The 12,675-nt window shown below is 65.4% G+C and carries 11 protein-coding genes; 4 read left to right on the top strand and 7 right to left on the bottom strand.

The annotated features are described in order from the left end of the window. Window positions 1–290: 290 nt before the first annotated feature. Together RAD10_RS03535 and RAD10_RS03530 are read right to left on the bottom strand one after the other, a co-directional pair. Complete coding sequence (locus RAD10_RS03535) at window positions 291–1,205, bottom strand: phosphoribosylaminoimidazolesuccinocarboxamide synthase (RefSeq protein WP_461616350.1); 915 nt, start codon at window positions 1,203–1,205, stop codon at window positions 291–293. A 77-nt stretch (window positions 1,206–1,282) separates the two neighbouring features. Beyond that, entirely contained in the window at window positions 1,283–2,200 is a 918-nt protein-coding gene (locus RAD10_RS03530) for a pirin family protein (RefSeq protein ID WP_104464999.1), read from the bottom strand. Between the two features lie 270 nt (window positions 2,201–2,470). Between RAD10_RS03530 and RAD10_RS03525 the strand changes: the two genes are divergently transcribed. Beyond that, a complete protein-coding gene (locus tag RAD10_RS03525) occupies window positions 2,471–3,532 on the top strand; it encodes a helix-turn-helix domain-containing protein (RefSeq protein ID WP_461616349.1) in 1,062 nt (353 codons plus the stop codon). A gap of 146 nt (window positions 3,533–3,678) precedes the next feature. After that, the gene (locus tag RAD10_RS03520; protein WP_461616348.1) at window positions 3,679–5,106 is read left to right on the top strand and encodes a serine hydrolase domain-containing protein; all 1,428 of its coding nucleotides are present in this window, start codon (window positions 3,679–3,681) and stop codon (window positions 5,104–5,106) included. A gap of 7 nt (window positions 5,107–5,113) precedes the next feature. Here RAD10_RS03520 and RAD10_RS03515 read toward each other — a convergent pair whose 3' ends face one another. After that, window positions 5,114–6,481 (bottom strand): MmgE/PrpD family protein, encoded by a 1,368-nt coding sequence (locus RAD10_RS03515; RefSeq protein ID WP_461616347.1) that lies wholly within the window; start codon window positions 6,479–6,481, stop codon window positions 5,114–5,116. Window positions 6,482–6,599: 118 nt separating this feature from the next. On the opposite strand from RAD10_RS03515, the gene RAD10_RS03510 reads away from it, so the two are divergent. Together RAD10_RS03510 and RAD10_RS03505 are read left to right on the top strand one after the other, a co-directional pair. After that, window positions 6,600–7,715 carry an FUSC family protein gene (locus tag RAD10_RS03510; RefSeq protein WP_461616346.1) on the top strand — a complete coding sequence of 372 codons (1,116 nt, stop codon included), beginning with the start codon at window positions 6,600–6,602 and terminating at the stop codon, window positions 7,713–7,715. A gap of 308 nt (window positions 7,716–8,023) precedes the next feature. Beyond that, on the top strand, window positions 8,024–8,518 hold the full coding sequence (locus tag RAD10_RS03505; protein ID WP_461616345.1) for a septal ring lytic transglycosylase RlpA family protein: 495 nt from the start codon (window positions 8,024–8,026) through the stop codon (window positions 8,516–8,518). 16 nt (window positions 8,519–8,534) lie between these two features. On the opposite strand, the gene RAD10_RS03500 is transcribed toward RAD10_RS03505, so the two are convergent. The 4 genes from RAD10_RS03500 to murA form a co-directional block, all read right to left on the bottom strand. After that, window positions 8,535–9,197 (bottom strand): 2-hydroxychromene-2-carboxylate isomerase, encoded by a 663-nt coding sequence (locus tag RAD10_RS03500; protein WP_461616344.1) that lies wholly within the window; start codon window positions 9,195–9,197, stop codon window positions 8,535–8,537. Beyond that, window positions 9,194–9,682, bottom strand: coding sequence for a DUF2867 domain-containing protein (locus RAD10_RS03495; RefSeq protein ID WP_461616343.1), 489 nt, complete (start codon window positions 9,680–9,682; stop codon window positions 9,194–9,196). Before RAD10_RS03495 ends, RAD10_RS03500 begins: the two co-directional genes overlap by 4 nt. Next, window positions 9,679–11,073, bottom strand: a complete 1,395-nt coding sequence (locus RAD10_RS03490; RefSeq protein ID WP_461616342.1) for an MATE family efflux transporter — start codon at window positions 11,071–11,073, stop codon at window positions 9,679–9,681. The genes RAD10_RS03495 and RAD10_RS03490 overlap by 4 nt, the downstream gene beginning before the upstream one ends. Before the next feature lie 202 nt (window positions 11,074–11,275). Beyond that, window positions 11,276–12,571 carry a UDP-N-acetylglucosamine 1-carboxyvinyltransferase gene (murA, locus tag RAD10_RS03485; RefSeq protein WP_028139540.1) on the bottom strand — a complete coding sequence of 432 codons (1,296 nt, stop codon included), beginning with the start codon at window positions 12,569–12,571 and terminating at the stop codon, window positions 11,276–11,278. Window positions 12,572–12,675: the final 104 nt, after the last annotated feature.

The following is a 12,675-nucleotide window of genomic DNA, read 5'->3' as shown; positions in this document are numbered from 1 at the left end:
GCGCTGGTCTGGAGCGGCGTGCAACCGAAGCCGTTTGCGCTCAGCGCAAGCGGCGGCAGGAGCGATTGCGAGAGGAGAGGCTTCATCGGAGGCACGCCGTGTCGTGCTTTGGAGAGCCATGGATCATATGGGAAATCGGTGAGGGGCGCTATTGTGCCGACGCGCCTCAATGGGTCACGCCAACTGCCTTATCAGGGTCTAGCGCCGCAGCACTTACATTCGCGGGAACAGCCTGGATTGCTTCGTCGCAAGGGCTCCCGCAATGAAGGAGTGAGTCACAACAGCCGGACTTAAATCTTCAGCTCTTTCCCCGTCACCCGCCGATACGCTTCGAGATACCGCTTGCTGGTCGCCTCCACCACGCTTGCCGGCAGCGGTGGCGGCGGAGCGTCGCCGTTCCAGCGGCCGGCCCGGCGCTCGACGTCGAGATAGTCGCGCAAGGGCTGCTTGTCGAAGCTGGCCTGCGGCTGGCCGGGCTTGTAGGCATCGACCGCCCAGAAGCGCGAGGAATCCGGTGTCATGACCTCGTCGATCAGGATGATGCGGCCGTCCTTGTCGCGGCCGAATTCGAACTTGGTGTCGGCGATGATGATGCCCTGCTCGCGCGCCAGTTCCTCACCGAGCGTGTAGATCGCACGCGTCATGCTCTCGAGCGTGTAGGCAACCTCGTCGCCGACGACCTCGCGCATCTTCGCGATGGTGATGTTCTCGTCGTGGCCGGTCTCGGCCTTGGTCGCCGGGCTGAAGATCGACGGCTCCAGCTTTTCGCTCTCGACGAGGCCCGCCTTCAGCTTCTCGCCGGCGAGCGTGCCGCTGGCGGCGTATTCCTTCCAGGCCGAGCCCGAGAGATAACCACGGATCACGCATTCGATCGGAAACACGGTGGTGCGGCGGGACAGCATGGCGCGGCCGAGGATCTCGGCGCGGTGCCGCTTCAAGGGCGGCACGGCGGCGATGATCTCGTCGGTGTCGGCGCTGATCATGTGATGCGGCACCACGCCTTCGAGCTCGTTGAACCAGAACGCGCTGATTTGCGTCAGCACCGCGCCCTTCATCGGGATGGTCTCGCCCATCACCACGTCGAAGGCGCTGATGCGATCGGTGGTGACGAGCAGCAGGCGATCGTCGTCGACGGCGTAGATATCGCGCACCTTGCCGCGTCCGATCTTGGGCAGGGGCAGGTCGCTGGAGAGCATGGTGGTCATCGCAAAGCTTTCGCAGACTTGGCTATCAGGCAGGACATCCGGCCGTACTGGACGGCACGGCCGGCAACCGGATTAGCCTATTCCGGCAGCGGAATGAACTCATGTTCCTGCGGAACTGCAGCGAAACGGCCGGTTTTCCAGTCCTGCTTGGCCTGCTCGATCCGCTCCTTGCTGGAGGATACGAAATTCCACCAGACGTGGCGCGGCCCCTCCAGCGCATCGCCGCCGAGAAACATCATCCGGGTCGCTTTCAGCGCCTTCACGGTGATGCGGTCGCCCGGGCGGAAGATCAGCAGTCGCGGCGCCTCGTAACGCTCGTTTGCGATCTCGACCTCGCCGTCGACGATATAGATCGCGCGCTCCTCATGATCGGGATCGAGCGGCACGCTCGCGCCGGCGGCGGCCGTGACCTCGGTGTAGAACCAGGGCGAGACCATCGTCACGGGCGACGTAATGCCGAACGACGAGCCCGCGATCACCCGTGCGGTGAAATCGCGCTCGGAGATCATCGGCAAATCGCCGGCGCCGTAATGCTGGAACGACGGCGCGATCTCTTCCGATCCCGCGGGCAGCGCGATCCAGCTTTGCAGGCCCAGCATCTTCTGGCCCGAGGCGCGCTGCGCTTCGGGCGTGCGCTCGGAATGCGCGATGCCGCGCCCGGCCGTCATCAGATTCATCGCGCCGGGCGCGATCTCCTGGACGTTGCCCTCGCTGTCGCGATGCATGATCGCGCCGTCGAACAGATAGGTAACGGTGGCAAGGCCGATATGCGGATGCGGCCGCACGTCCATGCCCTTGCCGGAGACGAACTGCACCGGTCCGAAATGATCGAAGAAGATGAAGGGCCCGACCATCTGCCGCTTGCCATGCGGCAGCGCGCGTCGCACCGCGAATCCGTCGCCGAGATCGCGCGTGCGCGGCACGATGACGAGATCGAGCGCATCGCAGGACATGGGATCGCCGAGCACGGGATCGTTCGAGGGTTGCCAGCTCATGGTGGATTCCTTCCGTATCTTTGTGAGCTTGATCTTAGCAGAGTTTGTCGTCGTCGTGGCAAAGGCCGCTCCACAAACTCCGCTGTCATTCCCCGCGAAAGCGGGAAATCCAGTACGTCGAGGCTTTTCGGTTCAATTATAACTGTCTCGGAGTACTGGATCGCCCGGTCGAGCCGGGCGATGACAGTTGTGAGTAAGGATGGTCCTTGAAAAAATAACGCCAACGAACGATGTTCGGCTGGTTCCAACCACTCCCGTTCGCCCCAGCCGATGACCCTTGCCGCAACCGAGCTCGCCTTCCGCGCTGCCAGCGTTGCGCTGCTACTGATGCTGGCGGCGTCGCTGTTGCACGACTTTCGCAACGTGCTGGCAGCCCGCCTCGGCGCCGCCTTCGCGCTCAGCTCGGCCGCGCATGCGGTGAGCTATTCGGTGGATGTCACCTCGCCGATCGCGCTCTGGCATGCACCGCTGATCGCGTTGTCGACTGGCACCATCGTAGTGTTCTGGCTGTTCACACGCTCCCTGTTCGACGACGAGTTTCACCTCCGCTGGTGGCACGGATGGGTCTGGGCGCTGGTGACGGCCTTCAGCTTCGCAGGCTGCGTCTGGATTGCGCCCAGCGGCCATGTGCGCTTCTCGGTGACGGTGGTCAATCTGATCGTGCTCGGTTTCATCGCCCTTGCGGTCGGGCAGATGATCGCCTCCTGGCCGGCTGACCTGGTCGAGCGCCGCCGCAGCGCTCGTGTCTTCGTCGTCTGTGCAACCGCGCTCTATGGCGGGCTGAACGCGGTGCTCCAGATCGCCGTCGTAGGCCACCACGTCGGCGACGTCGCCGAAACCATCAATGCCGGCGTGCTCGCCTGCACCGTCGCGGCGATCGTCTATGCCATGATGCGCATCGATGGGGCGGATCTGTTTCCGGCCGCGGTGGCGCCCGCCCCGCCGGTTGCTTCCAGTCAGCCTGCGGCAGATGAATCCGCCGATCAAAAACTCATCGACGCCCTGATGCGACTGATGGCGGGCGAGCGGATCTATCGTCAGGAGAATATCACCATCGGTGTGCTGGCGGGCCGGCTGAAAATTCCGGAATACCGGCTGCGCCGGCTGATCAACCAGCGGCTCGGTTATCGCAACTTCAATGTGTTCCTGAACAATCACCGGATCGAGGAGGCCAAGGCCGCGCTCGCCGATGCCAGCCAGGCCAAGGTTCCCGTCATCACCATCGCGATGGACGCCGGCTTCCAGTCGCTGGGTCCGTTCAACCGCGCCTTCAAGGCCGTGACTGGGGTGACGCCGACGGAATATCGGCGGCTCAAGGCTGACGCGGCCTAGATTTTTAGACCTTTGAAATCACGTAAGAATTCCGAAATCGACGAGCCTCGATCACTTTCGACGAGGTCTTTTTTCAAATCCGGCGAGCGCGTATCGCCTGCATCCGGCCTGCTCTCCCGCACTAGCCTCAAAGCCGGAGAAAGCCCGTGACTCGCCGCCGCAAGATCATTCTCCTCACCACCACCATCGCCTGTGCCGGCCTCGCGCTCGGCGCCGCGCGCGCCCGCGACGCGCCGAAGGTTGCGACCGGCTTCATCGCCCACACGCTCTGCTCGGAGACCTTCGTCTCCGGCCTCGATCCCATGCGCGACCTCGCCGAGACCACCGACGCGATGCCGGGCGCGGGTCTGCTCACCTGGGCGATGGATATTCGGGTCGATCGCACGCGCAAGGATGTCACGGTGTCCCTGTTCGGAATCGGCCGCAGCCATGCCGTCTATCGCGAGGGACTTGGTTGCACGCTCGAACACGGGCAGGGGATCGCCGATGTCGCGTTGCCGCCGGACGACAAGCAGCCCGCGCTGCTCCCCGAGATCGCCGGCCCGGGCATCGTGTCGCCGCAGAGCGAGGGCCTGGCAGCCGCGCTCGACCGCGCCTTTGCCGAGCCCACGCAGCCGCCTTATCGCCGCACCCGCGCTATCGTTGTCATGAAGGCCGGCCGCGTCATCGCCGAGCGCTATGCCGACGGCATCGGGCCGGAGACGCAACTGCTCGGTTTCTCCATGACGAAGTCGGTGATGTCAGCGCTGACAGGCATTCTGGTGCGCCAGGGCAAGTTGAAGCTCGACGGTCCCGCGCCCATCGCCGCCTGGCAAAATCTGGATGATCCGCGTCATCCCATCACCGTCGATCAATTGCTGCGTCACACCGCAGGCATTGCGCTTGGAAGCTCGCTGGAGGCCTCGCTCGGCTCCGCGCTGGAACCGGTCAACACCATGAAATACGCCGAAGACGATATGGCCAGCTTTGCCGAGCGCGCGCCGCTTGCAACCGCGCCGGGCACGGCGTGGAATTATCACGACGGCAACTTCCTCATCCTCGCGCATCTGTTGCGTGATGCCGCCGGCGGCAAGCCCGCCGATGCGCTCCGCTTCGCGCGCCGCGAATTGTTCGCGCCACTCGGCATGGTCAACGTCACGCTTCAGCTCGACGCTTCAGGCACGGTCGAAGGGTCCGGCGAAATGCTGGCCTCTGCGCGCGACTGGGCGCGCTTCGGCCAGCTCTATCTCAACGACGGCATAGCCGGCGGCAAGCGTATCCTGCCCGAGGGGTGGGTGAATTATTCCGCGTCAGCCACGCCGCATGCCTGGGTCGGCATCGGCGCCGGCTTCTGGACCAACGAGGGCGGCAGCATTGGTGCAAAGTTTCGCATCGAGCACGGCTGGCCGCGCGATGCCTTCTTCGCCAAGGGCACGATCGGGCAGTACGCGATCATGATCCCGTCGGAGAAGTTGGTGATCGTGCGGCTCGGTCGCTCGCCGAACGGGCCGCCGGGGGCGGATGGCGTGTTCGATCTGGTGCGTGATGTGATTGCGGCAACGCGCGAGAAGGGGAAGCTGGCGGGGACGAACTAGGCGGCTGTTACCGCCCCAGCTCCGTCGCCTTGGCCACGCGATCGAATCGCTCCAGCGTCATGATCGCATCCGCGAATTTTTCCGCGCGCGCGTTCAGCACGGGGCGCGCCAGCGTCAGGAATTTCTGCTGCATGGCCTGCGCGTCCGGGAACGAATTCGGCTCGCCGGACGGATCCGCATAGAGCCGCTCATGCACGCCATCGTCCGTCGTGATGCTCACGCGGGCGCCGAACGGATGGGTGCGGCCGATCTCGAGCCGGTCGTCCTGCACCACGTCGAACTTGTCGGCGAGCGCGTCGATCGCGGCATCGCCAAGGCGGTTGTAGTCGTCCCAACCGAACGAACCCTGGTCGAGCGCGAGCGCGCCGGTGAAGAACATCGAGAACTGGCCGCCGACGATCGAGGTCGGGTGGCGCTTGGTGGCGGCATCGCCGGTCAAGGTGATGCCGTTGCGATGCAGGCCGATCTCGACGCGCTTGACCTGGTCGGGCGTCAGATTGTGCTCACGCCGCATCGCGATCAGCGCATCGATCGCCGCATGGGTGTAGCGGCAGCTCGGATATGGCTTCACGCCGATCTTCATGGTCTCGTAGGTCTTGCCGAGCTCAGCCACCGCCTTGTCCGGATGCGCATCGTCGGTGTAGCCGGCGAGCAGGCCGTGCTTGCCCTCAACTGATTCCGTCGCGCCGACGAAATCGTTGCGCGCCAGCGTCGCGGCGATCACGCCATTCATCGCGGCGGCGCCCACCTGGTAGCGCTTGTTCCAGGCGCCGTTGACCAGGAATTGCAGCGAACCCGCGGCCTGGCTGCCGGAGACGCCGAAGGCGGCAATGAGTTGCTGCTCCGACAAGCCGAACAGCTTTCCGGCAGCTGCGGCAGCGCCATAGGTGCCGGCGGTCGCGGTCGGGTGGAAGCCGCGCGCATAATGCGAGGTCGGGTCGAGCGCGTTGCCGAGCCGGCAGCAGACCTCATAGCCCGCGACGATCGCGGTCAGCACGTCGCGGCCCGAAGCGCCGACCATCTCGCCGACGGCGAAGGCGGCCGGAACGACCGGCGCACTCGGATGCAGCGAGGAATCGGCGTGGGTATCGTCGAAATCGAGAGAATGGCCGAGCGCGCCGTTGAGCAGCGCCGCCACCGCCGGCGTCCAGGTCTTGGTGTCGCCGAACACGGTGGATTCGCCCTTGGTGTCGAGCGCCAGCGCCTCCAGCATTTTCAGCATCGACGGGGTCGATTCCGCCTCGCGCCTGGCCCGGATCGCGCTGCCGAGGAAGTCCAGCGTCAGCACCTTGGCGCGATCCAGCACCTCGGCCGGAATATCCTGGTATTCCAGATTGAAGACGTAGGCGGCAAGCGTTGCGGTTTCGTGGGCCATCGTGTTTCCTCGTTTTGGCGCGCAAATTAGGCGGGCTGATTTGGCCTTTCAAGCGGCCTTGGGGCCGCGGGCATCAGCCATGCTTTTGCTTGGCCTGAGAAGATTGGGACGTCTGACGATGGCATTCGCAGGACAGGTGTGGGAGCGGATCAGGTCGCGGCGGACGCAACTCGGGCTGGCGATCCGGGTCACGGTGGCCGCGACCGCGGCCTATGCGCTCGCCGCGGCGCTGCATCTGCTATTGCCGCTCTGGGCGGTGCTGACCTCACTGATCGTGACCCAGATGAGCGTCGGCCGCTCGTTGAAGGCGACGCGCGACTACATGCTCGGCACCATCGGCGGTGCCATCTATGGCGGTGCCATCGCGATCCTGATCCCCTATTCCAGCGAAGCGGGCCTATTGGGGCTTCTGGTGCTCTCGGTCGCGCCGCTCGCCTTCATCGCCGCGATCAATCCGAGCCTCAGCGCGGCCACGGTGACCGCAGTGATCGTGCTCTTGGTTCCGACCATGCATCACTCCGATCCCATGACCTCGGCGATCGACCGTGTCAGCGAGGTCGGGGTCGGTGCCATCACGGGATTGCTGGTGTCGTTCCTGGTGCTGCCCTCGCGCGCGGTACGGCAGATCCGTGCCAGCGCCGCGATCCTGCTCGAGCTGATCGCCGATGCCTTCACCGAGCTGCTCGCGGGCCTCACCCGCGGCCGCGACAACGACGCGCTGCACCGGATCCAGGACGGGATCGGCACCGCGATGGTTGGTCTCAATGCCATCGGCAGTGAAGCCGAGCGCGAGCGCGCCGCGCGGCTGTCGAGCGGTCCGGACACCGGTCCGCTGCTGCGAACGGTCCTGCGGTTGCGTCATGACGTCGTGATGATCGGCCGCGCCACGGTGGTGCCGTTGCCGATCGAGGTGCAGACGCGGCTCGCAGCGCCCCTGACGGAAGTCTCGACCGTGATCGCACGCTTCCTGCGGTCGGCCGCGGCGGCCTTGCGCGACGGCGCCGGCGCGCCGCCGATCCATCCGGTCCACGTCGCGCTCCAGCACTACGCCGAAGCGGTCGCCGCCGTCCGCCACGACGGCCTGATCCGCGGCCATGCCGGCGACACTGCCGAACGCTTCTTCGCACTCGGTTTCTCGCTGGAGCAGATGCACCAGAATCTCTGCGACCTCGACCGCGTCGTCGGCGAATGGTCGGAGGTCTCGGCAGACAAGACCGCGCGCGTTGCGGAGTGAGTTCGGAGCGTCCTCGTAAACGTCGGCTTTCGACAGCAATGCGCACATCGCGCGGCTTGGCTCTGATCGGCTGCCTGCGACGCTGCACGCGCTAGGTTCCATCGGGTCATGCTGCTGACGCAATCTCTGTCTTAGTCGGTGTGAAGCTAAAACACTACGTGAGGGCCACTCCGGTTCCCACGACGGTTCCGTAGCCAGGGGTTGGCTCGAATCCGCAAAACGATTGGCGCAAGTTCATGAACGCTTCTGCGTTCGCTTGACCACGTTTGCGGTTCTGGAACCGGACAATCTAAAAAATCACAGGACTTATGATGCTATTCCGCTCGAGCGCCGCAATTTGCGGCGCCCTGGTTGCGCTCGCCTTCTCTGTTGCCGTTGCTCGAAGTGAAACACGCGGGGATCACTCAAGTGACGTCGTCGATGCCGCCTCTGGCGATGCGATCGTTGGCGCGGCGTCCACATACAATCCGTTCAAGCCCGGCAAGGAGGAGGGCGGTCCGAAGACAGCCACCGGCGAGCGTTATGATCCCTCTGCCTGGACGGCTGCCATCAAGACGAGCTTGCGTCGCAAATTCGGTGGGGTTCAATTTGGCGCGAGGCCGAAATATGCCCTCGTCGAAGCCGTGGGCAAGAAGGTGATCGTCAAGATAAATGACGTGGGGCCACTAAGACCTGGCCGCATCATTGATCTCAATGAGCGGACGATGCGCCATTTCGATCCAAGCATGGACCTCGGAGTCATTCCCGATGTGAAAGTGAGTCCGCTTGCAGGGGACAATTGGACCCCGGGGCCGGTGGGCTGAACACGGGCGGTGTTCGTCAACGTCGGCCCGGAAGCTTCGTCAGCCCCTTGCCCTGCATGCGCCAGAGCAAGAGATCGATGCGGTCCTGGCCGAAGAACGGCTCGTTCTCGAATACGAAGGTCGGCACGCCCCAATGGCCGGAGGCGGCGTGATCGTTCTCGTTTCCGGCGATCACCTGCTCGTAGCGATCCGCGTCGGCGCTGATCGCTTCATCCATCGCGGCGAGGTCGAAGCCGGCGCTCTCGGCGGCGCGCGCGAGATGTTCGCCTTCGTTCCAGCCCGCCACCGAGCCGTCCCACAGCACGCGCGCGATCGCGGAGGTGAATGCGAGCGAGCGTCCCTCGAGCTGCGCCATGGCGCCCAGGCGGGTCAGGCGGTGGATGTAGGGCTGCTCGGCCGCGACATCGAACGTCGTCTTGTCCTGCACGATCGGATCGGGCCGGGGAAAGCGAAACGGAATGCCTTCGTGCTGCGCCACGCGCGTGCTGTCGAGCACCACATAGCGAATGAAGTTCGGGCTGGCCTTCTTGAAGAAGCCGGGCACGCGGACCGCGAGCGGGTAGACCGGCCGCAGATTCACCGCGAGGTCGTAGTCTTCGACGAGCTTCAGCGTCTTCGGCAGCGCCAGATAGCTGAACGGGCTGCGGAAGGAGAAGAACAGATCGACGGACAGCGTCATCGCGCCGGCTCCACGATCCGCCCCATCATGGCGCGGACGACGAGCTTGTGGAAGGGTGTGATGAGGGCGAGGTAGGTTCGGCCCAGAAGATTATGCGTCCGCACCAGCGTGGTCGAGGTCACCTGCCGGCTTGTGGCACCTCCTGCAACATCGACCACGATGCGGAAGTCGAGATGATAATCGTTGAAGCCCGCGACCAGCCGCTCCGGCGTTTCGCTGACGACCGGAAACAGGCCGATCAATCCGTGCGGCGCCGGTGCGTCTTCGCCTGATGTCTTCAGCCCGAACGGCGTCACCAGAATATTACGGAGGCGCAGCAGCACGTCGATCCAGCGCGGCCCGTGCAGCACCATCCGGGTGCAGGCCTCGCGGGCATTCACCGTCGCTGCGCCGATCTCGACGCGAAACGCGTCGACGAATTGCGCGCCTGCCAGCAGCGTGTCGGCATCGACCTCAGGCGTGACTTCGCGGATGGTCCCGTTCATCCCGCCAGTCTGCGCGTCAGCATCCGGAAGCGCAAGATCAAGAGCCCGGCATAAACGAACGTCCCGACCGAAAACCCGACCCAGACGCCGACCGCGCCGAGCCCGGCGTTGAAGGCCAGTACCCAGGCGATGGGAAAGGCGATGCCCCAATAGCCGATTGCCGCGAACAGCAGCGTCATTCTCGTATCGTTGATGCCGCGCAGCGCGCCGCCCATGATGGTCTGCAGGCCGTCTGCGATGAAGAAGGTGGCGCCGACCAGCAGCAGCGTCGCGGTCAGCTCGATGGTGGCCGCGCTCGCCTCGCCGCTGCCGAAGAACAGCCGGCCCAACTGGTAGCGGCCGAGGATGATGGCGATCGTCAGGGCGGAGACGAGCGCCATGCCGAGCAAGGCGGCGACGAGCCCTGCGCGCTTCACCGCGGCCGGCTCGCCGCGGCCGAAGGCGTGGCCGACCCGCACGGTGGCCGCCATGCCGATGCCGAGCGGCACCATGAACAGCACGGCGGTGATCTGCAGCGCGATCTGATGCGCGGCAATCGCGGCGGTCGAGATCAGCCCCATCAGCAGCGCTGCCGAGGAGAACAGGCCATATTCCAGCAGCAGCGAAAACGAGATCGGCGCGCCGATCGCGATCAGCTGACGCATCAGGGGCCAGTCGATCCGCCACAGGCGGGCGAGTGGGCGGTAGTCCGAAAACGGTTTGCGCAGCCCTGCGATCGCGAGCACGGCGACGAACGTGCCGAGGTTGACGATCGTGGTCGCAAGTCCGGCGCCGAACAGGCCGAGCTCCGGCAGGCCGAACAGGCCGTGAATCAGCGCATAGACCAGTGCGGCATTGACCGGGATTGCCGCGAGCGTGATCCAGAGCGGCGGCTGCGGCCGGTTCACCGCGCTCATCATGCTGCGCAGCGCGATGAAGCCGAGCGCCGGCGCGATGCCCCAGGCCAGGCCGTTGAGATAGCGCTGGGCCAGCGCGGCCGACTGCGGCGCCTGTCCGAGCGCGAGCAGGATCCGCTCGCCATAGAGCGGCGAGGCCATCATCGGCAGCGAGATCAGCAGCGCGACCCACAGGCCGACGCGCAAGGAGCGGCGGATCAGCCTGACATCTCCGGCGCCAAACGCCTGCGCCGCCAGCGGCGACACCGCGGCCATCAATCCGAGCCCGAACGTGAAGCTGACGAAATAGACCGTGTGCGCCAGCGCCGCCGCGGCCACCGCATCCTCGCCAAGCCGCCCGATCAGCGCGAGATCGGTCGTGATCATCGCAATCTGCCCGAGCTGCGTCAGCATCATCGGCACGGCAAGCCGCAGCGTCTCGACGAACTCTTCGGCGAGATGGTTCTGCGGCACGCCAGCTTGCGGCTGCGAATGATGTTGGACGGTGTCGAGCATGGCGCGCTCAATAGCACGGCCGCGCGACGAAAACATGGCCCGTGAGAACGAGAGGTGAGGTGCTCTGTCCGCTAGCTCGGTCTCGTAGGGTGGGCAAAGGCGCGTTAGCGCCGTGCCCACGACCTCGTCAATATCCAACAGATGCGTGGGCACGCTCCGCTTTGCCCACCCTACGATACTGTGGTTGGGATGAGGGCGAACCTCAGCCCTTCCGCTCCGGCACGCGCTTGATCTTCGCGCCGAGCGCGTTCAGCCGTTCCTCGATGCGCTCATAGCCGCGCTCGATCTGGTCGGCGTTGTTGATGGTGGAGGTGCCCTGGGCGCATACGGCGGCCAGCAGCATCGCCATGCCGGCGCGGATGTCGGGCGAGGTCATGGTCGCGCCGTGCAGGCGGCTGGGCCCGGCGATGATGGCGCGGTGCGGGTCGCACAGCACGATGCGCGCGCCCATCGCGATCAGCTTGTCGACGAAGAACATCCTGGATTCGAACATCTTCTCGAACATCAGGATCACGCCCTCGCATTGCGTGGCGGTGACGATCGCGATCGACATCAGATCGGCCGGGAAGGCCGGCCATGGCTGGTCCTCCAGCTTCGGCACGTGGCCGCCGAAATCGTCCTGGATCTTCAGCGTCTGGTTCGACGGCACGATCAGGTCGTCGCCCTCGACCCGGCAGACGATGCCGAGCCGCTCAAATCCCATGCGGATCGAGCGCAGATGCTCGACGCCGGCGCGCGTGATGCGAAGCGGCGAGCGCGTCACGGCGGCAAGCCCGATCAGCGAGCCGACCTCGATATGGTCGGGCTGGATCCGATAGGTCGCTTCTCCCAGCGTTGCCGGCCCATGAATGATCATGGTGTTGGTGCCGATGCCCTCGATCTTCGCACCGAGCGCGACCAGGAAATTGGCGAGGTCCTGCACATGGGGCTCGGAGGCCGCGTTGCGCAAATGGGTGACGCCGTCGGCGGCGACCGCCGCCACCAGCGCGTTCTCCGTCGCGGTGACGCTCGGCTCGTCCAGGAACACGTCCGCGCCGGCAAGCTTGGGCGCGCGGAATTCGAGCCGATCGGTCGCGGTGACCTTTGCCCCCAATTGTTCGAGCGCGAGCACATGCGTGTCCAGGCGGCGGCGGCCGATGACGTCGCCGCCGGGCGGCGGCAGCATCACTTCGCCGCAGCGCGCGAGCAGGGGGCCCGCGAGCAGGATCGAGGCGCGGATGCGCACGCAGAGCTCAGGGTCGAGATCGGCGGCGCGGATGCTTTTGGCATGGATATGAAGCGTGTTGCGCCCGGTCCATTCCGCCGCCGCGCCGACCGAGCGGATCAGCTCGACCAGCGTCTCGGTGTCGCGGATGCGCGGCACGTTCTCCAGCGTCACCGGATGCTCGGTGAGCAGGGCGGCAGCGATGATCGGCAGCGCCGAATTCTTGTTGCCGGACGGCTCGATCGAGCCCGAGAGCCGGTGACCGCCCTCGACGATATATTGGATGGGCGCCACGGGGTTCTCGCTGTCCTGTTAATGGGTCGGGCTGTTTCGGAGGCGGAAACTACAGAGAATTGAGCGCGGTAGCAATTGTGCTGGCCGCGACTCCGGCCCGTCCG

It is taken from the genome of Bradyrhizobium sp. 23AC (assembly GCF_054863025.1).
Note: the sequence above shows the minus strand (reverse complement) of the source record. Positions and strands in the feature narration are given on the sequence as shown.